The sequence below is a fragment of the Mycolicibacterium vaccae NBRC 14118 = CIP 105934 genome (genome assembly GCF_001552715.1).
GTDB lineage: Bacteria > Actinomycetota > Actinomycetes > Mycobacteriales > Mycobacteriaceae > Mycobacterium > Mycobacterium vaccae.
On sequence record NZ_BCRS01000004.1, the window covers coordinates 13,740 to 35,091 of the forward strand.

Annotated in this window: 18 protein-coding genes; 10 read left to right on the forward strand and 8 right to left on the reverse strand. The window is 65.0% G+C overall.

Annotated features, from left to right (window positions below; all coding sequences use genetic code 11):
• Nucleotides 1-62: 62 nt before the first annotated feature.
• The gene (locus tag MVA01S_RS31195) at nt 63-1,874 is read right to left on the reverse strand and encodes a PucR family transcriptional regulator (RefSeq protein WP_081529092.1); all 1,812 of its coding nucleotides are present in this window, start codon (nt 1,872-1,874) and stop codon (nt 63-65) included.
• Here MVA01S_RS31195 and MVA01S_RS01465 point away from each other — a divergent pair.
• A complete protein-coding gene (locus MVA01S_RS01465) occupies nt 1,867-4,056 on the forward strand; it encodes a N,N-dimethylformamidase beta subunit family domain-containing protein (RefSeq protein WP_003931631.1) in 2,190 nt (729 codons plus the stop codon). The genes MVA01S_RS31195 and MVA01S_RS01465 overlap by 8 nt on opposite strands.
• Nucleotides 4,057-4,152: 96 nt before the next feature.
• On the forward strand, nt 4,153-5,562 hold the full coding sequence (locus tag MVA01S_RS01470; protein ID WP_003931630.1) for an NAD-dependent succinate-semialdehyde dehydrogenase: 1,410 nt from the start codon (nt 4,153-4,155) through the stop codon (nt 5,560-5,562).
• A 170-nt stretch (nt 5,563-5,732) separates the two neighbouring features.
• On the opposite strand, the gene MVA01S_RS01475 is transcribed toward MVA01S_RS01470, so the two are convergent.
• Together MVA01S_RS01475 and MVA01S_RS30160 are read right to left on the reverse strand one after the other, a co-directional pair.
• Entirely contained in the window at nt 5,733-6,158 is a 426-nt protein-coding gene (locus MVA01S_RS01475) for a pyridoxamine 5'-phosphate oxidase family protein (RefSeq protein ID WP_003931629.1), read from the reverse strand.
• A gap of 444 nt (nt 6,159-6,602) precedes the next feature.
• On the reverse strand, nt 6,603-8,111 hold the full coding sequence (locus MVA01S_RS30160) for a PucR family transcriptional regulator (RefSeq protein ID WP_157895644.1): 1,509 nt from the start codon (nt 8,109-8,111) through the stop codon (nt 6,603-6,605).
• A gap of 91 nt (nt 8,112-8,202) precedes the next feature.
• Between MVA01S_RS30160 and MVA01S_RS01480 the strand changes: the two genes are divergently transcribed.
• The gene (locus tag MVA01S_RS01480; RefSeq protein ID WP_060941530.1) at nt 8,203-9,444 is read left to right on the forward strand and encodes an NAD(P)/FAD-dependent oxidoreductase; all 1,242 of its coding nucleotides are present in this window, start codon (nt 8,203-8,205) and stop codon (nt 9,442-9,444) included.
• Nucleotides 9,445-9,458: 14 nt separating this feature from the next.
• Entirely contained in the window at nt 9,459-9,845 is a 387-nt protein-coding gene (locus MVA01S_RS01485; protein ID WP_003931625.1) for a RidA family protein, read from the forward strand.
• 328 nt (nt 9,846-10,173) lie between these two features.
• Here MVA01S_RS01485 and pdxS read toward each other — a convergent pair whose 3' ends face one another.
• The 3 genes from pdxS to MVA01S_RS31825 form a co-directional block, all read right to left on the reverse strand.
• Nucleotides 10,174-11,076, reverse strand: a complete 903-nt coding sequence (gene pdxS, locus MVA01S_RS01490; RefSeq protein WP_003931624.1) for a pyridoxal 5'-phosphate synthase lyase subunit PdxS — start codon at nt 11,074-11,076, stop codon at nt 10,174-10,176.
• Nucleotides 11,077-11,342: 266 nt separating this feature from the next.
• A complete protein-coding gene (locus MVA01S_RS31200) occupies nt 11,343-11,483 on the reverse strand; it encodes a hypothetical protein (RefSeq protein WP_159426295.1) in 141 nt (46 codons plus the stop codon).
• A gap of 195 nt (nt 11,484-11,678) precedes the next feature.
• On the reverse strand, nt 11,679-11,801 hold the full coding sequence (locus MVA01S_RS31825) for a hypothetical protein (protein WP_255251666.1): 123 nt from the start codon (nt 11,799-11,801) through the stop codon (nt 11,679-11,681).
• 243 nt (nt 11,802-12,044) lie between these two features.
• Between MVA01S_RS31825 and MVA01S_RS01495 the strand changes: the two genes are divergently transcribed.
• Complete coding sequence (locus tag MVA01S_RS01495; RefSeq protein WP_237024283.1) at nt 12,045-12,962, forward strand: ATP-grasp fold amidoligase family protein; 918 nt, start codon at nt 12,045-12,047, stop codon at nt 12,960-12,962.
• Nucleotides 12,963-13,008: 46 nt separating this feature from the next.
• Nucleotides 13,009-13,839: an adenylate/guanylate cyclase domain-containing protein gene (locus MVA01S_RS01500; protein WP_003931622.1), complete on the forward strand. Its 831-nt coding sequence runs from the start codon at nt 13,009-13,011 to the stop codon at nt 13,837-13,839.
• Here MVA01S_RS01500 and MVA01S_RS01505 read toward each other — a convergent pair.
• On the reverse strand, nt 13,821-15,014 hold the full coding sequence (locus MVA01S_RS01505) for an FAD binding domain-containing protein (RefSeq protein ID WP_003931621.1): 1,194 nt from the start codon (nt 15,012-15,014) through the stop codon (nt 13,821-13,823). The two genes, MVA01S_RS01500 and MVA01S_RS01505, sit on opposite strands and share 19 nt — an antisense overlap.
• A 179-nt stretch (nt 15,015-15,193) precedes the next feature.
• Nucleotides 15,194-15,964 (reverse strand): DeoR/GlpR family DNA-binding transcription regulator, encoded by a 771-nt coding sequence (locus tag MVA01S_RS01510; RefSeq protein ID WP_040541787.1) that lies wholly within the window; start codon nt 15,962-15,964, stop codon nt 15,194-15,196.
• A gap of 365 nt (nt 15,965-16,329) precedes the next feature.
• Here MVA01S_RS01510 and MVA01S_RS01515 point away from each other — a divergent pair, with 365 nt between their 5' ends.
• From MVA01S_RS01515 to MVA01S_RS01530, 4 genes are read left to right on the forward strand one after another with little or no spacing between them, the layout of a single operon-like run.
• Nucleotides 16,330-17,277 (forward strand): sugar ABC transporter substrate-binding protein, encoded by a 948-nt coding sequence (locus tag MVA01S_RS01515; protein WP_003931619.1) that lies wholly within the window; start codon nt 16,330-16,332, stop codon nt 17,275-17,277.
• Between the two features lie 13 nt (nt 17,278-17,290).
• Nucleotides 17,291-18,820, forward strand: coding sequence for a sugar ABC transporter ATP-binding protein (locus MVA01S_RS01520; RefSeq protein ID WP_003931618.1), 1,530 nt, complete (start codon nt 17,291-17,293; stop codon nt 18,818-18,820).
• Nucleotides 18,813-19,829, forward strand: coding sequence for an ABC transporter permease (locus MVA01S_RS01525; RefSeq protein WP_003931617.1), 1,017 nt, complete (start codon nt 18,813-18,815; stop codon nt 19,827-19,829). Before MVA01S_RS01520 ends, MVA01S_RS01525 begins: the two co-directional genes overlap by 8 nt.
• Nucleotides 19,830-19,859: 30 nt before the next feature.
• On the forward strand, nt 19,860-21,350 hold the full coding sequence (locus MVA01S_RS01530) for a xylulokinase (protein ID WP_040541785.1): 1,491 nt from the start codon (nt 19,860-19,862) through the stop codon (nt 21,348-21,350).
• The last annotated feature ends 2 nt before the right edge of the window (nt 21,351-21,352 follow it).

Sequence of the window (21,352 nt, forward strand, 5' to 3'; positions counted from 1 at the left end):
TCTGAATCGTCTGCCGCCGTGGGCATCTGCCCGCGGCGGCAGACGTCGTTCGGGGTCTGGCGTCAGACCTGACCGGTGGGGATGTGACTGAGCACACGCAGCGCGAGGTGCAGTCCCAGCCGGACGTCCGGGTCGTCCAGATCGACCCCGAGCAGGGACTGGATCCGCTCCACCCGGTTGTAGAGTGACTGCCGCTCCAGGTGGAGTGCCCGCGCGGTCTCGGTCTTCTGGCCATGCTGCTCCAGCAGGACCTGCAGGGTCTTGACCAGTTGAGTGCGTCGCTGCACGTCGTAGGCGACCAACCGTTCCAGTCGCAGTCGGGCGAAACGTTCCAGGTCGGGGTTGTCACGCAGACTCCAGATCAGACGATCCAGATCGAGGTCGGTGGCGTCGTGCCAGGGGCGCGGTGGGCTGTGCAACGCGCCGTCCAGGGCGTCCACCGCAAGGGCCAGTCCTTCGATTGCGGCCTGCCAGGTGTGCACCGCCGGACCGACCGACAGTACAGCTGACTGCGGCTCGCCGAGGTGGCGCTTGGCGGCGTCCTGGACGACCTGGGCGACTCTGTCGGCGATGCGACCGCGGCTGGCGACATCTTCGACACCGATCATCATCAGCGTCGGGTTGGCCGTGGAGGCTTCATCGATCAGTGCGGGTATGCCGATGCCCTCCAACTCGGCTTTGACGTCGCGCCAGACCTGGCGCCACTGATGGTCCTCGGACGTGATGGTTGCGGCCCGGTGATGGCGCGCGGGCCGGACCGCGAGGGAGATGAGTACCGGGGACGCGAAACCGAGGGCGACCGCACGCGCCTCGGCGGCCAACGGATCGATCGAGCCGGCGAGAAGCGAGGTCAGGACGCCGCCGTGGCGTCCGTGGTCGGCGAACACGGCGTCTCGTCGTTGGTTGCCGATCACGATCAGACTCACCACTTGCGCGGCGCGTTCCAACGCGACGGTCGCCGCCTCGTCGAACTCTCCGCTGATGCCCAGAGCGACGAGCCGGCCGTCCCGGGCCCCGTCAATGGTCAGATGCCTTTCGATCCACGGCGGCGCGGTGTCGACAGCACGTGCCATCAGCTCCCAGCTCGCGGTGACATCGCGGTCGGTCATCCCATTGAGCGCTCGGTAGACGAATCCACCGTCGGCGCGTTCGTAAACGACGGGGTTCCCGACGGCAGCAGCGACGGCATCGAGGACTTCGGCGATACCGCCGCCGCCGAGGACGAGGTCCGTCAGATGTTGCTGAAGTTCTTGCGCCTGATCCAGCAGGGTGATCTTGTGGTTGACGATCTGCGTGTGGATCGCCTCGGTGACGTCGATGAAGGCAACCGGCAAATGCAAGGCGATGAGCGTGAAATCACGCTTGTGGCATTCATCGATGATATGCCGGGGCACGCTGCGAAAGTGGGAGCCCAGCTCGAGCACCATCGCGGCGACACCGCGTTCGGACAGCTCTGCGATGAGACGGCGATCGGCGGATTCCGGGCCGGCAAACATGCGGCCCTCGGTGAGCACCAGCTCACCGCCACGAAGAACCGACGCGATGTCGCGAACCTCGACAACATGTACCCAGCGGACCGGGCGATCGAGGTTGGCGTGGCCCGCCACTACCTCGGGCGCACCTCCCCGAAGCGCAGGCAACGCCAGTGCTTCACGAACGGTGAGAGATTCCGACACAGAGCCATTGTGGCCCACCCGCCAACTGCGGTCGCAGGACCAGCCTGAGCTTCTGACACTCTGTCGTGCGGCGGTGCAAGACGCTTGACAACGCGGGGGTGCGGCCGCGAAGGACCTTGCAGCACCATTCAAGGAGTCATCGTCTGTCCGAACGGTACGCCTGTCGCTGCAACGTGCAAGGAGCCCGCTGATGAGCATGCCGATCGTCGGTTATACAGATCGCCTAACGGTCGGTCCCGGCCAGACAGTCGACTTCAAGATCAGTTGTGACGCGCCGACTTTCACCGCATCGCTGGTGCGGCTGATCCACGGCGACGTCAATCCGGCGGGCCCCGGCTTCAAAGCCCAGCCCATCGCCTCCAGCTTCGACGGCACCCATCCCGGTCAACGCCAGTCGCTGTCTGCAGGTTCGTATGTTCGAGTCCCGTATCGAAGCGGGTTGGCTCCAGACGGTGACTTCACCGTCCATCTCTGGATCTGGCCGACCCTGCCTACCGGTGGTCACCAGACGCTTCTCTCCCAGGGCCGCCTGAGTGACGGCGGCTACGCGTTGCGGATCGAGGAGGGGCAGGTCACCTTTCGTGTGGGCAGCCACGTGCTCACCGTGCCGCACGCGCTCGTTTCCCGCAGGTGGTACTCGGTGGTCGCAGTCGTTGACGTCACAGCAGGTGAGGTACGACTCGATGTGGTGCCGAAGGCGATCAACCACGCAGCCGAGCATCATCGGGTGGTGAGTCCGGTCGACCTGCCGGCACCCGGTGACGCCGACGTGCTCATCGGTGCCGAACAAATCGAGTCCGCGGTGACCGGCAACTATTACAACGGCAAAATAGACGCGCCGCGCATCTATGGCTCCGCGTTGAGCGAGTCCGCGCTGGAGGCAATCAGTCGGGACGCCGCACTGGACGTTCAAGTCTCCCCGTTGGCGGCATGGGACTTCGCCCGGGACATCAGCAATTGGACAGTGACCGACACCGTCGGTGACTTCCATGGGCATACGGTCAACAAGCCGATGCGGGGCGCCACCGGGCATAACTGGGACGGCACGGAGACGGCGTGGCCACACGCGCCGGCGCAGTACGGCGCCATCCACTTTCACGACGACGACCTCGCCGACGCGGGCTGGGCGACGACGTTTCAGTGGACGGTTCCCGAGGATCTGCCGAGTGCGGTCTATGCGGCACATGTGCAGGCCGGCGATGCCGAGGATTACGTTCCGATTTTCGTGCGGCCGCGCCGCGGTGCCCCCACGGCCAAGATCGCCCTGGTCATGCCGACATTCAGCTACCTTGCCTACGCCAACGAGCAACTTCTCAACAACCCGCTGCTGACGGACAAGGGCGACTACCCGTCGCAGGTACAAGATCGCTACATCGTCGAAAATGGGTTGCTCAGCCTCTACGACAAGCACAGCGACGGAACCGGGGTCTGCTACTCATCGCGGCTGCGGCCCGTGGTCAACATGCGCCCCAAGTGCAACATGGCGTGGCTCGACGGCGGCAAGGGATCGCCACACCAGTTCAACGCGGACCTGCACATCGTCGACTGGCTGTACGAACAAGGCTACGACGTCGACATCTATACCGACGAGGATCTGCACGGCGAAGGCAGTGCGCTGCTCGAGCCGTACAACGTGGTGCTGACAGGCACCCACGCCGAGTACTGGTCAGCCGAGATGCTCGATGCCACCCAGCAGTATCTTCGCGGGGGCGGCCGGCTGATGTCGTTGTCCGGCAATGGAATGTATTGGGTGACCCAACTCGATCCCGAGACAGGTACCAGCATCGAGATCCGCCGCCGCGGACCGGCAACCCGTATGTGGGAACCCGAACCCGGCGAGGCACATCTCAGCAGCACCGGTGAGCTCGGAGGTCTCTGGCGATTTCGGGGACGCGGACCGCACACGTGGATCGGGGCCGGCCACACCGCTGAAACATCAGGCACAGGACGGCCTTACCGGCGCACGGAGCAGAGCTACGATCCAGAAGTCTCTTTCGTGTTCGAGGGCGTCGACGGTGACACAATCGGTGACATTCCCTGCCTGGTCAACTCACACGGTGCGGCTGGTTTCGAGTTCGACCGAGCCGACACGGCCGTCGGTAGCCCAGTTGAGACCGTAATCCTGGCCACCGCCGACGGATTCGACGATGACGCGCAGGGCACCATCGAGGATGTGCTGCTGTCCGATTCGATGCAGGGCGGTACACAAAGCCCGCTGGTTCGGGCCGACATGACGCTGTTGAAGTATCCCGCTGGAGGAGCTGTCTTCGCCGTGAGCTCCATCGCATGGAGCGGGTGCCTGTCCTACAACGGATACGACAACGACGTGTCACGCATCACGCGCAATGTGCTTGAGGCATACGTCTCCGACAGGGCCTAGATCGAGCGGCGAATGCCGCGATCGCCCCGTTGTATCGGAGGCTGCCGCGACGCATTCTCGTGCCCCAACCCGCAAGAATTGAGAGGCTCACCACCGATGGTCAATATCGAAACCACAAACCCCGCAACAGAACAGCCACTCGCCAGCTATTCGGCCATGACGGACTCCCAGATCGACGCCGCGGTGAACCGGGCCGAGCTGGCCTACCGGGAATGGGCGACGTGGACCATCGATCGGCGGGCCACCGTCATCGCTGCTGCCGCACAACTTCTGCGCCAGGAGATCGAGGAGCTCGCGCTGCTGATTACCCGGGAGATGGGTAAACCCCTTGCTGAGTCGCGGGCTGAGGTCACCAAATGTGCGCTCGGGCTCGACTACTACGCCGAGAACGCATCGCGACTGCTTGCCGATACCGTCTACGAGACCGCCGCGGACCGTAGTTGGGTTTCCTACGAGCCCCTGGGTGTCGTGCTGGCTGTCATGCCGTGGAACTTCCCGCTGTGGCAGGTGTTCCGTTTTGCCGGCCCGGCATTGATGGCCGGTAACGCCGCTGTGTTGAAGCATTCGCCGAACACCACGGGGGCAGCACTGGCGGCCGAGCGCATCATCGAAGCGGCAGGCGCCCCGGCGGGGCTGCTGACTGCGCTGATCGTGGCCGAGAACGACGTCGCCGACGTCACCGCACGGCTGATCGACGACGACCGTATCGCCGCGGTGACCCTGACCGGCAGCGAGCGTGCAGGCGCCGCAGTCGGTTCCTGTGCCGGCCGGTCCATCAAGAAGTCGGTGCTGGAACTGGGCGGGGCCGACCCGTTCATCGTGCTCGCCGACGCCGATATCGACACCGTCGTGCAACATGCCGTCAAGGCCCGCTTCCTCAATGCTGGTCAAAGTTGCATTTCACCGAAGCGATTCATTGTCGACAAGCGGGTGGCCGACGACTTCCTCGCAGGGATGCAACGGGGGGTGTCGGCGCTCACGGTGGGGGATCCGGAGGACCCCGCAACGGACATCGGGCCGATGGCCCGACGGGATCTGCGTGACCTCGTCGCCGGACAGGTGGCCGAAACTCTAAGTGCAGGTGCGCACCTGATCGCCGGCGGTAAGCCGGTACCCGATCGCAACGGCTGGTTCTTCCAGCCCACCCTCATCGCCGACGTGCGTCCGGGCAGCCCGGCATACGAGGAGGAGATCTTCGGCCCGGTGGCCGCGGTCCTGACCTTCGACAGTGACGTTGAGGCGGTGCGTATCGCGAACGCCACTCGGTTCGGTCTGGGAGCGAGCGTGTGGGGCGCAGACCTCGACAAGGCAACCCATATCGGACGGCAGGTGGTCTCGGGAGCCTGTTTCATCAACGCCCCCGTCGCTTCGGACGTCCGCATACCGTTCGGTGGCGCCAAACGCAGCGGGTTCGGCCGGGAGTTGGCAGATGCGGGGATCCGCGAGTTCGTCAATGCCCGCACGTGGTGGACCAACCAGCAGACGGTCATCGGGACTGGCCGATGAGCTGATTCCTCGGGCTGCTTGGAAGAGCGGTTCACGAAAACCTCCGGCGGGGTGCGACTCTCGAGCGATCCGCACCCCACCGGAGGTTCTCCTCACATCGAGGCAACGCCTGTCACAAACGTCCTGCCTCGGTACTGCCAGGTGTTCCAGACCGGCGCATCCTCGGCGCTCTACTCCTTGCTGTAGTCAGCCGAGTTCCAGACTTCGGGACGCATCGTGATCAACACCGCTTTGTCGGTGTAGTTCTCTGCGAGGTAGTCGTCCATTTCATCGTCGGACACATAGCGCCTGACGATCGGGAGAACATCTGCGGACGTGGCACTTTCACGGATGGACGCAGGTCCGCCGACGGAGACGTAGCGATACGGGGTGGTCTCCTGCTGGACTGCAAGGGAGAATCGACCGCTTGCCCGTATGCACCGCTCCTTCAAGGACCCGAGTTCGGTCCAGATCTCGATGTCGCCGGCCTCATCGAGTCGGTACCAGATGGGGACGGCCAGCGGCGGCTTGTCCGTTCGCTCAATCGCGATGATCGCGACATGGTTGTCGCCCAGGAATTCTGTTCGTTCGGCGGCTGTCATCTTGAGATCTGTCATGGTCACACTCCTGTTCGAAGGGCAGCTCACTGGTGGGATTCGGCGTCGTGAATCCCACCGGTGCACTACGGCTGGATGGTGCTGAACCCGGCTGCGGTTAGAACCTGACGAGGCCGGCATCACGTTGGCGAGAGCACATTCCGGTGTTGAATCGGCAACCCGCAGTAGGAAGTTGAAACTCTCGATACGTCGCCCGCGAGTGGTTGCGTCGTCCTTTGAAAGGGAACCGACAGACCGACCCGCAGGTCCATCAGGATAGCATCGATGACACCACCAGAGCGTCCGGACGGAATGGCCGAAGGTTGGATATCGACTGTGTAGCAGGGCCAGTCGGATGCTTTGGTGATCCCGCCCACCGGGTTAGGCTTCAGGTCGGGTACCGCGTGACTCGCGGCGTCGAGCGTGGTGGACAAGGCGACGCCTGATGTGCGTCATAGGTCCGGATCATGTCGATTGCGTGTCGTCCCAACCGCGCAGCAACACAAGCGCGGCCACGCGTTGCGAGTATGTCTGCACGTCGGCGCCGACGAGCTGATCGATCTTCTTCAGGCGATGTCGAACGGTATTGGGGTGCGTATGCAACGTGGCGGCAGCCTCTTTGAGATCACCGCCGCAGTCGAGCCATGCCCGTAAGGTAGCCGCCAGAGGCGGTTTGCCCCGTGCGTCGGTGCGGAGCAGTTCGCGAAATGGTCTGTGCTGGAGGGGCGCAACGGCAGCAGCGGCACGCCGCAAGACGACTGTGTCCCACACTTCGTCGTAAGTTCCCACCGAACGACCGAGAGCGCACACGGCGTTCAGTGTCTCGGCAGCCTCCAGTCGGGCCGCCGGTAGTGAATCGTTGTCGGATATGGTGCTGCTAGCAGCCATCCGGCCTGGCGCGGATGTGCGTGCGAGATCACGAAGCCACTCCCACCCTCCGGGTCCAGATCGTTCCGGCACGATGGCGAATGTGAACCCATCGACATCCGCGAGCATCGGCTGCGGCCAGGACTTTTTACGGAAGAAGCTTCGCCAAACGGCGACGTCGTCCGCCGGACTTGCCCTCGAGAGGCGCTGCAGTGCGACAACTCGTTTAGCGTGAGAAGGCAGCTCCCACTCACTGGGAGTCCCGAATCTTTCGCCACGTAGCGCAGCACGGATACTGGCGAGCGAGTGGCGTCCGGCCACGTCCCGGCTGGCATTGAGCTGAACCAGACTCAAGGCTGCCGCAGCTCCGGTTGTCGTCAGTTGCGTCTCCAACTGAGCATCAAGCGTGCCATCCCAAATCGCCCAGACGGAACCAACCGCCTGCCCACCCACGCGTAGAGGAACAACGAGACGCTGCAGGAACGTCGGCTCGAGTGCGGGCACGATGAACGGCCGTGCGTCATGCGCCAACCTCTTCAGCACGCCAGTGGCGCGCAATCGCCTCAATACCGTCGGGGGCACCGCGCGACTCATGATCGTAGAGGTGCGTGCGCTGTCGACGTCGTCGGTGGTCGCCGAGTAGGCGACGACTCGACTGTGGGCGTCCTCGATGGTGACCGGTGCACCCAGAATGGCTGCGAAGGCGTCGGCCATCGCGAAAAGTCCCTGATGCACGGTCGATTCCGGATCCACTGTCACTTCATTGCGATCCATCAGGCAGTGTACGAGCCAGGCCAGGTGGGACCACTCTACGTGTGTGGCGAGCTCAGCCAAGCTGACTCCCATTTCACGGCAGAGTGCATCCGTGCCTGCCGAGGCGACCTTGCGAACCACCACGACCCCAGCCCCCGACGACGCGGCAAGGGCTACCACCTCCGCTTGCTGTTCGGCGTTCGTCGCACTCGGTGCTGCAATTAACGAACCCCGTTGAGGTTGAGCCGAATCGCCATGAAAGTGAACTGACGAAACCGAAGCGCTGCGGCCGTACGAGACCACCGAGGCCACGCCCGCGGCCACCAACTCATTGAGGTCTACGCCACCGGTCACATGCTTCATTGTACGAACAGCATCGAGATCAGTTGAGCCGTTGTCCGACTAGAACAGTCATGGACGGGAGGTTGGGCTGCACCATAGATCCATGGATGGTCGACAGTTCGGACACCAGCAGCGGGTGGCTGTTATCGGCGCGGGCATGGTAGGACTCTGCACGGCCTGGTACCTGCAGGAGCGTGGCGTCGACGTGACGGTGATCGATGCCGACGGTGTGGCGGCCGGCTCGAGTTGGGGCAACGCCGGGTGGCTCACGCCCAGTATCGCGACTCCGCTACCTGAGCCCGCCGTTCTCAAGTACGGCGTGCGGGCGTTGGTCAGTCATGCCTCGCCCGTTTATGTTCCGCCATCTGCCAATCCCCGTCTGATCCGATTTCTTCTGCAATTCGTGCGCAACAGCACAGCGCCACGGTGGCACAAGGCGATGCAGGCTCTGATCCCGCTCAACAGGGACGCACTGGCTGCATTCGACGAGATGGAAATCGATTCGGCGGAGAAGTCGGCGCCCGCAGCACCGTTCATCGCGGCGTACCGCACCACCGCGGACCGGAAGACACTTCTCGATGAGTTCGACGAGATCCGATCCGCCGGCCAGCACGTGAACTTCGAGGTCCTCGATGGCGATACTGCCCGGGCGGAGGAGCCCGCATTGTCGTCGGAAGTCAACGCGGCGATCAAGATCCTCGACGAGCGTTTCCTGAACCCCGCGGCGTACGTGCATGCCCTCGCCGATCAGGTCCGTGCGCGCGGAGCACGGATCGTGACCGGACGGAGAGTCGACGAGATCCGTGATACCGGGACGGCCGTTGTGGTCGCGGGCGAGCAGTTCGACGCCGTGGTGGCCGCGACCGGTGCCCGGTTGAACACCTTGCTTCGCCCGTTCGGCGTCAGGCGCTTGGTCCAAGCGGGCCGCGGATACAGTTTTACCGTCAAGGTGGACCATCTCCCGAAGGGGCCGGTGTACTTCCCGACACAACGTGTGGCCTGTACGCCGGTGGGGGACCGGCTGCGTATCGCCGGGATGATGGAGTTCCGCGACGTGGACGCGCCCATGGACCCCCGTCGTATACACGTGTTGCGCAACGCCGCCAGCGAACTTTTGAACGGGGCGCACCTCGACGCTCGTGAGGATGAGTGGGTTGGGGCGCGTCCGTGCACCGCCGACGGGCTGCCTCTCATTGGCGGTACGTCGAGTCCGCGTGTCTTCGCCGCGGGTGGACACGGTATGTGGGGGATCACCCTGGGCCCCATAACCGGCAAGTTGTTGGCCGAGATGATCACCTCAGGCCGGACACCCGACGCGCTTCGCGCAGTCGATCCGCTTCGTTGACCAGAGAGAAGACCATGACCGAACTCACCCGCATCGCCTCCGCAAGTGCTCCGGCCGCGATCGGACCGTATGTACAGGCTGTAGCTCATGCCGGACTGCTCTACTGTTCGGGGGCGCTACCGATCGACCCGAGCACGGGATCGATCGACGTGACCGACGCGGCGGACCAGGCGCGGCAATGTCTGAGGAACCTGACCGCGGTGTGCGCGGAGGCCGGCACCGGGCTGAAGCGTGCCGTGCGGACCACGATCTACACCACCGACCTGAGCGCGTTCGGGGCGATCAACGCCGTCTACGCGGAGTTCTTCGAAGGTGAGGTGCCCGCCCGCACCACGGTCGAGGTCGCTGGACTGCCCCTTGGCGCAACCGTCGAGATTGACGCGATCGTCGCATTGGAATGACCAATCACGTTGTAGGCACGCGGATTCAGCGGGGGCGAAACTTTTGATGCGCGCAAGCCGGGGTGCGATCTCAGGCTCTCGATTGCAGAGCCGGGACCAGATGTGCAGCCGTTCCAGACTGATCACGGGCAGGCGGTGCTGCCTCTGCACAACGATATGCAGGATGCGGTGGACGGACAGGAAGTCGCCGCTGCCGAGGTCCACGAACACCGCGGTGCGCTCTTTGTGACTCAGTTCCTTGCCGACTCGGTAGGCCAACTCCCACGCTAGTTGCTTTCGGCTACGTGGACCATGCTGGGGCTGCCCTCTCGGTGCCGGAAAGCGTTGTTTACCAGCCGCGTTCGGCGAGCCGATGCGGAACGGCGATGTCCTCGACGTTAATACCGACCATGGCCTCACCCAGTCCCCGCGATACCTTGGCCAGGACGTCGGCGTCGTCGTAGAAGGTGGCGGCCTTGACGATCGCCGCGGCGCGCGCGGCGGGGTCTCCGGACTTGAAGATGCCTGACCCGACGAAGACTCCCTCGGCGCCCAGCTGCATCATCATCGCGGCGTCGGCCGGAGTGGCGATGCCGCCAGCCGTGAACATCGTGACGGGCAGCTTGCCTGCGCGGGCAACATCGACCACGAGGTCATACGGCGCCTGAAGTTCCTTTGCGGCGACGAACAACTCGTCCTCCGAAAGGGAGCCGAGCCTGCGAATCTCGCCAAGGATGGTGCGCATGTGCGTGGTCGCGTTGGAGACGTCGCCGGTGCCTGCCTCACCCTTGGAGCGGATCATCGCCGCGCCCTCGGTGATGCGCCGCAGCGCCTCGCCGAGACAGGTCGCGCCACACACGAAGGGGACGGTGAAGCGCCACTTGTCGATGTGGTTGGCGTAGTCGGCCGGGGTCAACACTTCGGACTCGTCGACGTAGTCCACTCCGAGACTCTGCAGGATCTGCGCCTCGACGAAGTGACCGATGCGGGCCTTGGCCATCACCGGAATCGTGACCGCGGCCATGATTCCCTCGATCATGTCGGGATCGCTCATCCGTGAGACGCCACCCTGGGCGCGAATGTCTGCGGGCACGCGTTCGAGCGCCATCACCGCGACGGCGCCGGCGCCTTCGGCGATGCGCGCCTGCTCCGGGGTGACGACGTCCATGATGACGCCGCCCTTGAGCATTTCGGCCATGCCGCGCTTGACGCGGGCCGTGCCGGTCTGACTATCTTCCGAATCTGGCCGCATGCCGCAAGTTTGTCGAACCGCTCAACGAGAATCGAACGGCTTACTGTCGGTCATTTCGCGGACATCTCTGACAAGTTGTCCACTCGCCCGCTTTCGGCGCCATGCGCCTTCAGGAGGCGAACGTGCGCGGTGCTGAGATGAACCGCGAGAAGCACCACGATCCGCGCCGAGAAACCACTCCGGAACGGGCTGCTCAACCTTCGACCGGAACCGACACTACGGAAATGCACCGATCCGGTGCGCTGAGTTTCCGCGAGACGCCGAGGCTAGGGCGTGTCGGGTGCGTCCAGTGGCGGCGAGGAGTAGCCGGTGCTGTCCGGCGGCACTCCGGAATCGTCGGCGCCACTCTCATCTGCCGCGTCGCGCAGCTTCTCCGGAGAGCTCTCGTCCCGTTCGGGTCCCGTCATCATGACCTCCATCGTCGGATCGTCGTTCTGTACCCGGCGGCGACGGTGTGAAACGGTGGGTCCGCCATCGGCCACGGCAAACCGCGGCGGACGGGAGCGCGGCGCGGCGACCGTGGGCCGGGGGCCCGGGGGCCTCGACACGTCGGTATGGGATCGACCGCGCCGGCGATCGGCACGCTGCTATGGCTGCGGCTTTCAGTCCGCGGCCACCACGGTGGGCGCATAGGCCTGATGCCCCAGTTCGGCCTGCCGTGCGAGCACCGTATCGAATGCCGTGCCATCATGGCTGGCACCGTGCACCAGGACGTATGTGGACATGGGCACCCTCTCGGTCGACATGCTTGCGTCAGATGGAACGCAAGGCGCACCAGGAGCATTCATTCACCTGATCGTGCAGCAGACCTGACTCGTGAGCGGCCGGACGGCTCCGCCACCGGAACCCCCTTGGTGCTTCCCCGTGCGCCAGTGAACCATCTTGGCCAGCTCTGTCGCCCAGATCAGCGAGATGAGGCGCAGATCGGTATTGAACCGGTGCCGGTGCCGGGGCCGTAGCCTGGGCTCGTGATCGCATCCCGTCGCGCCTCGGGCCGCGAGGGCGTCCGGTGGCGCGAGCGGAGCCCACTCGTGCGTCGGGTGCGCCTCTGGCGTACGCGGAGACCACGCACGTTCCGCGAGAAGGTCCGCTACAAGATGCTGCGCGACCACCGCCCGCTGGTGGTGACCTTCGCCGACAAGGCGGCAGTACGTGACTACGTCACCACGGTGATTGGTGCACAGTACCTTCCACGGGTGTATGCGATCCTCGATGACCCCGCCGCATTACGCGAGGTGCGCCTGCCCGACTCCTACGTGGTGAAGCCGACCCACGGCAGCGGCGCGGCCATCATCGTTTCCGGCCATGCACCCAAGGACGCGCGCCTGCCCACCGAGCCCCGGAGTTGGGAATACCGGCACGTGCGTCCCGAGTCCGCACCTCGCGAGGACGTCGTCAGCATCGCGCAGGGTTGGGTCGCACAGCTTTACGGCCAGGGGCCGAACCGGGAGTGGGTGTACGGGCAGATGCCACGGCGCATCATCGTCGAGGAGATGCTCACCGGCGCCGACGGCGGAGTTCCCGACGACTACAAGTTCTTCGTCTTCCACGGGCGGTGCGCGTTCATCGAGGTCGACTCCGGACGATTCGGCCCGCGCACTCAGGACTTCTTCCGACCGGATTGGGAGCACCTGCCGCTCAGCGGCGGAGCGCCGTGGGCCGATCCCAGCCCCGTCAGGCCCGCCCGCCTGAGCGAGATGATCGACCTGGCCGAACGGCTCGGCGCTGACACTGATTTCGTTCGCGTTGATCTATACGACGTTGCCGGACGCATCGTGTTCGGCGAGCTGACCAGTTTCCCCGCCGGAGGTGACAGCCCGTTCGACCCCGAGTCGTTCAACGAGGATTTCGGGCGGCCATGGACTGTTCCGCGGCGTTATCGATGACGCCCTGCGCGGTCGGTCGACTGCGACCACCCGTCATAATCGCGACATGACCGTGGCGCTGTCGATCGTGGTCCTGCTCGAGGCGGCCGGGCTGATCACGCTCGCTGTGTTGTTGGTCGTGTCGCGGCGGTCGTTGGCGTCGACGCGCCGCGCACTGGAGCGCGAGCGCCGCCGGGACGAGAAACCCCGCCGCACGCGGAAGCCGAGGGGAGTGGCACCGCTGGCCGTCAAGACGGTGATGCACACCGTGCAGACCGCGGATGCGATCGTCCGCAAGACCCTCGGCGGTTCGGTGCGCAGCTCGATCGACGATCTGGCGGGCTGGGCGCGAATCGAACGACCCGACCTCGCGCGCGTCGTGTCCGCGGACGGTCGGGTCGTTCTGATGTTCTCCGACATCGAGGGCTCCACCGAACGCAATGCGGCGCTGGGTGACCGCGAGTGGGTGCAGCTGCTGGAGCGGCACAACACGCTGATCGGCGATTGCGTGGCCGACCACCACGGCCACGTGGTGAAAACCCAGGGCGACGGCTTCATGGTCGCGTTCGCCGAGCCGGTCGACGCGGTCCGCTGCTGTGTGGCCGTGCAGCGGGCGCTGCGCCAGAACCTCGACCGCTGGGATGGCATCCGGGTGCGGATGGGTGCGCATGTCGGCACATCGGTGCGGCGCGGGGAGGACCTCTTCGGCCTCGACGTCGTCATCGCGTCACGGGTGGCCGACCTCGCCGACGGCGCACAGATCCTCGTCACCGAGGCAGTGCGGGAGTCAGTCGGCGACCAGGACGACATCAGCTTCACCGGGCCAGAAAGCCTGGAGCTCAAGGGCTTACCTGGTACCCAGACAGTCTACGCCGTGAATTACCTGCCCGGAGCGTAGAGACCGGGCAGCAGGTCGGGATCGCCGGGAGTCCAGGTGTTGGTGACCTGCGATCGCGCGCCCATGGCGGCTGCCCTCTCCAGGAGCCGGCCCCCGAGCTCGAGCTGACCCGGCTCCCACGCCTTGAGTGCCTGCACGATCTCCCCGCCGTGCGCCTGCAGGTGGTCGTGGAGCGCCCACGCGTCGGCGGCCGCTTTGGCCGAGCCGGCGGCGGGATGAGGTCGTACCGAGAACGCGGCGTCGCCGATGACTGCGATGCGACCCTGGACCATGCCCGGTGTCCCGGTGTCGGAGATGACCTGCAGGAAGGGCTGTTCGGTCGCGCCGATGACTTCGGCGACGGCGGGGGCCAATTGCTCGGCCGCAGCGGTGCGCATCTCGTTGACGAAGCGCTGCTGCACCGCACCGGGGTGAAGCGATACCGGGTTCTCGAAACCCCGGATGTCGGTGGTCAATTCACGCAGGTCATCGCCGTCAGCGACGTTGCGGTACCAGACGTAGTTCAGCAGGCGCCGGCCATGCTCCAGTTCACCGTCCATGCCGGGGATCGTGTACATCACGGCATGGGTGTGCGGCGCGACGCTGTAGGTGACGGCATCGGCCAGCGCAGCGCGGGTTTCGGCGGTCACCTGGTCTTCACGGACCGTGCCGCGCCAGCCGACGTAGCCCGAATAGCGCGGGCGCACAGCAGGGTAGAGCAGTTGGCGGCCGGTCGAGGTGACCCCGTCGGCGAAGACGACGAGATCGGCTCGCTCGACTCGACCGGTCCCGAAACTGAGCTCGACGCAGTCGGCATCCTGGAGCAGTCCGATGCAGGCCTGGCCGTGGTGATAGTGCGCGTCACCGAAGTCGTCCAGCAGCGCCCGGTACACGGTTCCCCACGAGGTGCTGCGCCAGTCGAACGCACCCTCGTACTGCACTTCGTTGGCCGGGCCGAGGTAGCGCAACCAACAACTTGCGACGCTGAGCTCTTCGATCCTGCGGGCGCTGTGACCGTCGAACCATTTCATCGTGGTCGGCTGCAGGACGATCCCGCCGCCCCGGTTGTCCAGCGGAGTGGGCGTCCGTTCGAAGACGTCGACGTCGAAGCCCAACTGGCGCAGCAACAGTGCGCTCGTGAGCCCGCCGATCGACCCGCCGACGACGATCGCCCGAGCGCCGGAGTAGTCCGTCACCGCCCAAGCGTGACAAAGTTCAGGCGGTCACACCGTGAGTTTCCGCGAAACGCCGAAGCTAGGGCGTGTCGGGTGAGTCCAGAGGCGGCGCGGAGTACCCAGTGCTGTCCGGCGGCACCCCGGAATCGTCAGCGCCCGGCTCGGCGCCGCACGCGGGTCGCCCTGGTGGCAGGCGGGAGTCAGAGACCGGTCAGAATCTCGACACCGCCGGCGACAAAGGAGTCGAGAGTGTCGGAGGGCAGATCCGGATCAGTGATGATCCCGGTCAGCTCGCTGAGGTCGCACACTTTGAAGGGTGCCCGCGTCATGAACTTGCTCGAATCCGCCAGTGCGTAGCTGCGCTGACTGTTCTGTAGCACAGTTCGTTTGATGTCGACTTCCTGAAGTTCGAAGTCGGTGAGGCCGGCGCCGATGTCGATGCCGCCGGTGCCGAGGAAGGCGACGTCAGGATTGACGTCGCGCAGGAACGCCCGTGCGGTGGAACCTGAGATCGACATGTCGCCGCCGCGGACCTTGCCGCCCGGCATGAACACATCGATATCGGATCCGGAGCTGAGCACCTCGGCGACCCACATTGACGGGGTGATCACCGTGCCGGTGAACGATCCGAGCATCGCCCGCGCCACGGCGATGGCGGTCGTGCCGATGTCGACGAAAACCGTGTTGGCGCCGAGAAGCAACTGCGCGGCCGACTCGCCGATCGCATTCTTGGCATCGGCGGCGAGAATCGTGCGATCAGTGAACGAAGGCTCTTTGTTGCTCGTCCGGACCTCGGCGTGAATAGCTCCGCCGCGGACTCGCTGAAGCTGCCGGGTCTCGTCAAGGGTTCTCAGGTCGCGCCGGACGGTCTCGACCGAAACGCCGAGCGCCTCCGCTAGTTCGTCACTGGAGATCGACCGACGGGCGGACACGAGCTCGACAATTCTCTCCCGCCGCGTCGCAGCAAGCATGTAGTCCTCCTTTCCACAGGCAGAAGGAACGGGCTCCAGTATCAAAGCGTGCGGATTTATCTGTCAAGTACGGGCAAAAACAGGCGCAGAAACGGTGTCCGCCGCAGGAGCAGGTCCAGCGTGGCGAGACTTTTCCTGACTGTTACGTCCCGTTAATGAACGATCTTGACCGAAAGAGACTGGTGTTGCACACTGTGTCCTGTCTCACGAGGTCGGCGTGACGCCCACCTCTGGTCGCGGGATGCGTGCCGGGAAGCCGGATGTGTTCAGCAACCCGAAGGCCCGGTGACAGTCCCATCAAGCAATTCGGAAGGACAGCGATGCGAAGGGCAAAAAAGCTCCTGGGGGTGCTGTGCGTAGCGACCGTGAGCTCGGCGTTGGCAGGCTGCGGCGGCGATATCGTCTCCGAGGTCGGCGGTAGCAGCGACTGCACGCCTTCGGAAGAGAAGGTCATCGGCTGGGACTGGCCGCTGTCCAGTCTCGAGATCTACAAGCCCTTCAACGAAAAAGTCAGTCAGATCGCCGAGGAGCGCGGATACCGCACCGTCACCACCACCAACGACGGCGACCTGCAGCAACAGGTGAGTGACCTCGAGGCGTGGGTAGCGCAGGGGCTCTCAGCGGTCGGGACCTACGCCCTCGAACCTTCGGCCATCGAGCCGATCGGACGCCGCGCTCTGGACAACTGCGTCGGCTTCGTCAGTTACGGAACGAATCTGAAGAACCAGGATGCTGCGGTGCAGTTCGCCTGGGATCGCAGTGGCGCCGAGCTCGGCATCAACGCCCGCGAGTGGGCGAGCGCGCACGGTGGTCCCCTCAAGGCGCTGGTGCTCCATGACCGTGACATCACCGCGGGCAAGGAGCGCGACGACGCACTCATGGCGGAGTTCCCCGGTGCCGCGGGCAATGTCGAGGTCGTGAGCCATCAGCGAGCGGTCGACACCGCCTCTGGAGAGTCGGTCACCTCCACAGTGCTGCAAGCCCATCCCGACCTGAACATGGTCCTCGCCTACAACGACGATGTCGCCATCGGTGCACGCCAGGCGTTCATCAACGCCGGCTTCGCCCCGAACGACCCGAACGTCTACATCGGTGGCCAGGACGGTTCCCCGTCCGCTCTTCGGCTTCTCCAGGAGGACGGCATCTTCCGGGCGTCTTCGGCGGTGAACTTCGGTGACCTCACGTCCACCGTGGCGAACACCATCGTCGACGTCGCGGAAGGCATCGAGCCGGAGTACGGCCCGCTGGACTTCTCAGTCCTGACTTCCGCTGATCCGGATCAGGTGTCCGAGTTCCTGGCCGCATACAACTGAGAGTCGCCCCCCGATGGCCCTGTCTCTGACGAACATCCACAAGTCGTACTCCGCAAATCCTGTCCTGAAAGGAGTGGACTTCGAGGTCCGTGCGGGAGAGGTCCACGCTTTGCTCGGACCGAACGGGGCCGGCAAGTCGACTCTGATCAAGTGCATCGGCGGTGCCACCGCCATCACAAGTGGCACCGCCGAGCTTGACGGCGAAGCCCTTGAAGATCTCACGCCGTCAAAGGCTTTCGACGCGGGAATCGTCACGATTCATCAGCACCTCAGCCTGATCGACACGATCAGCGTGGTCGACAACATGTTCTTCGGCGACGAGTTGACGACCTTCGGGATCATCAATCGCGCGAAGCAGAATCGGATCGCACGGGAGTTGTTGGCGCAGCACGGCATCAACGCCACTCCCGGCACGATAGTCGGGGACCTGTCCATCGGGGTGCGCCAACAGATCGAGATCGCGAAGGCCTGGAACAGGACGTCGATCAAGGTGCTGATCCTCGACGAGCCGACCGCGGCGATCTCGGCGAGAGAGACCGAAATCCTCTTCGAGAAGGTCAAATCGCTGCGCGACAGCGGGGTGGCGATCATCTACACCACGCATCGCATGGCGGAGGTGTTCCGGATCGCTGATCGCGTCACCGTGATCAACTCCGGTGTGGTCGCGCTCAGCGGCCGGACCGAGGACCTCGCCGCGTCAGACATCCTGGAAGCCATTTCGGCGGGATCCGGCCAACCGCTCGCCGCCCGCGCCGGGCAGGCGCGAACGTTCGAGCGCACGGCGGTCTCCGTCACCGACGGTGCCGGCCCCCGATTCGGCCCGGTGAGCTTCTCCGTCGGTGTGGGCGAGATCGTCGGGCTGTTCGGCGCAGTCGGCTCCGGACGAACCTCGCTCTTGGAGAGCGTGATCGGAAGCTACGGCGCCGGCGCCATGTCCGGTCGCATCGAGCTCGACGGCAGCGCCTACCGGCCGAAGTCGCCGGAGCACGCGTTCAAGCGGGGGATCAGGTTCGTCGCGTCGGACCGGGCGACCCAAGGACTGTGGTCGACGCTGACCGCCCAGGAGAACGTGCTCATGCCGAGGTACAAGCGACTCTCGAAGCTGGGGATCCGCAGACCTGCGGCGGAGCGGCGCGAATTCCACCAGATTGCCGAGGAACTCGCTCTCCAACCGCCGGATCCGCGGATGACCGCCGAAGAGTTTTCCGGCGGAAATCAGCAGAAGATCGTGGTCGGCCGGACCGGATTGGGATCCGCTCCCATCCGGCTTCTGATACTCGACGAGCCCACCCAGGGCGTGGACATCGGTGCCCGGGCGCGAATCTACGACTACATCAGGGATCTCATGAAGAAGCACGACTGCGGATGTCTCGTGGCGTCATCCGAGCCGGACGAGATCCTGCAGCTCTGCGACCGCGTGCTGGTGATGGATGACGGGCGGATCGAAAGAGAGCTTGCCGGTCAGGAAATGTCCGAACAGAACATGATGCTGGCCGCACACCAGTTCGTGGGCGTGACTGCCCAAGGAGCAGAAAATGAGTAATGACACCACCACGCTGACCAAGACATCGGCAGTAGGTGCCCTGCGGGGTGACCTGGTGCAGCGCGTGATTCGCTACGTGCTCTTCGCAGGCTTCATCGCCATGGTGATCTTCTTCTCCGTGGCCGCGCCCCGGTTCCTCACCTACGGCAACATCATCAACATCGCTCTGTCGAGCGCGATCCTGTTGATCATCTCCGTGCCCTTCGCGCTCGTGGTGATCACCGGGAAGGTCGATCTGTCCGTCGGCTCGACGCTGGGCCTTTCGGGCGTGGTGACGGGCGTACTGATCACCGGCGGAACCGACTGGCTGACAGCGGCGGTCCTCGGCATCGTCGTGGGGGCGCTCGTCGGCGCGGCCAACGGCGCGATGATCTCGGTACTCAACCTTTCGCCCATCGTGGTGACGCTCGGCATGCTGCAGGTGGTCCGCGGTATCGCCGAGCGCGTCACGACCCAGCCCCCGTCCGGTTTCGGGGGCGGCATGGCGTTCCTCGGCCGCGGAACGTTGTTCGGGATCCCTGTCCTGGTCGGCATCGCCCTGCTCGTTCTGGCCGCGGGAATCGTGTTCCTGCACTTCAGTGCCTCGGGCCGGCACGTCTACGGGCTGGGCGTGAACACCGAAGCAACCTTCCTGTCGGGCATCAACACCCGACGGCTGTCGTTTATGACCTTTGTCGCTGTGGGCGCCGCCGCTGGGCTCGGGGGAGTCCTCCTTGCCGCCCGCCTCGATTCGGCACCGCCGACCACCCTCGGTGACGGCCTCGAACTCCAGGTCCTGACTGCCGTGCTCCTCGGTGGCATCGCCTTCAACGGCGGACGCGGAACCATGTTCGGCGTCGTGCTGGGCGTCGCGTTCCTCGGCGTGCTGCAGAACGGACTGCTGCTGCTCAACGTCAGCACGAGCGGCCAGAAGCTGGCCACCGGTGCGGTGCTGCTGATCGCCGCCGGTCTGGAGGAGTTCGGTCTCAAGCGCGGACGCATGCGGGCGCTGATCAAACGTTCAGCATGATGTGGGGCCTCCGGTGAAAAGGCGGCGCCGATGACAACGGCAGTGTCGCTCGACTTCGGCACCTCGTCGCTCAAAGTGGCTGTCACCGATACCAACAGGGGCGTGCTCGGCGAAGCGGATCGCGAGTACGCCATCCGGCAGCCGTTCCCGACCTGGGCGGAACAGGACCCCGCCGAACTGTGGGACCTTGCCGGCGAGGCGTGCCGGGAGGCAGTGGCGGGCAGTGCGATATCGCCCGCTGAGGTCGACGCGGTCGTCATCGTCGCGCCGTGGAAAGCGGTGATCCCGGTGTCGGCCAACGGTGACGTGTTGTGCGACGGCATCATCTGGCTCGACGGGCGTGCATCGGAGGAAGGGGCCGCGGTGTCGCACCGCTATGGCCTCGAATCGATTGGTGGGCAGTCCTACTGGCCCCGGTTGTTGTGGCTGCGGACGCACCGCCCGGACCTCTGGCAGCGGGCGGCGTGGCTCATGGGGCTGCCGACCTACTTCAAGTGGCGTGCCACCGGGGAGGTCGTGACCGACCCCAGCGACGACTTTTTCCGGCACCCGGAACGTCCACTGACCGGTTTCGGTGAACGGCTGGCCCGGGACTTCGGATTCGGCACTGACACAGAGAAATTCGCACCCGTCCGGCCGTGTACGGACGTGATCGGTGAGCTGACGCAGGCGGGCGCGTCCCATCTGGGCCTGAACTCCGGAACCCGGGTCGTCAACGGATTCGGCGATCTTCCCGCAGTCACGCTCGGCACCACCGGATTCTCCAGGAATGCCGCGCACATCTATTTCGGAACGTCGTCGTGGCTCACCGTGGTCACACACGACGGCCAGAGTCTGGACGCGCCGCTGGCATTCACCTTCGACGAGTCCGTCGGTGGCGCAGTGTTTCCCCTGCAGACAGGCATGCGCGCCTACAACTGGATCACCGACCAGGTGTTCAAGGATCTGGCCCCGGCAGGCACGCCTGCCTATTACGCAGAGATCAACCGGCAGGTCGCCGAGATCCCCGCGGGATCGGACAATCTGCTGGCGACCCATTGGCTGGCCGGCGAGCTTGCTCCGCTTGCGAAGAGCGCCAAAGGAGTGTTCCTCAACCTCACCGCGAGCCATGACCGCCGCCACATGGTGCGCGCGGTGATGGAGAGCATCTGTTACACCCACCGCCGGCACGTCGAAGAGCTGTCCAGTCGGCACGGACTCGAGTTGACAGAGGTCGTCGCTGTCGGCGGCGGGGCGCTCAACGAGGTGCTGATGCAGATGCTCGCAGATGTCCTGCAGCGAGACGTCGTGGTCCCGAACGGCGCGCGCCACGCCGGAACGCGCGGTGCCCACATCTGCGCCGAGTCCGCGATTGCGGGTGCTGCCGAACCCGTGCCGTTTCCGGACCCGATCGAAGCGCGCAGGTTCCGGCCCGATCCGTCGAACGCGCCCGAGTACGACCGGATGTACCAGCTTTACCTGAAGATCTTTCCCGCATTGAGAGCGCTCTTCGCTGAGCTCAACCCCACAGAAGGACCGTGACA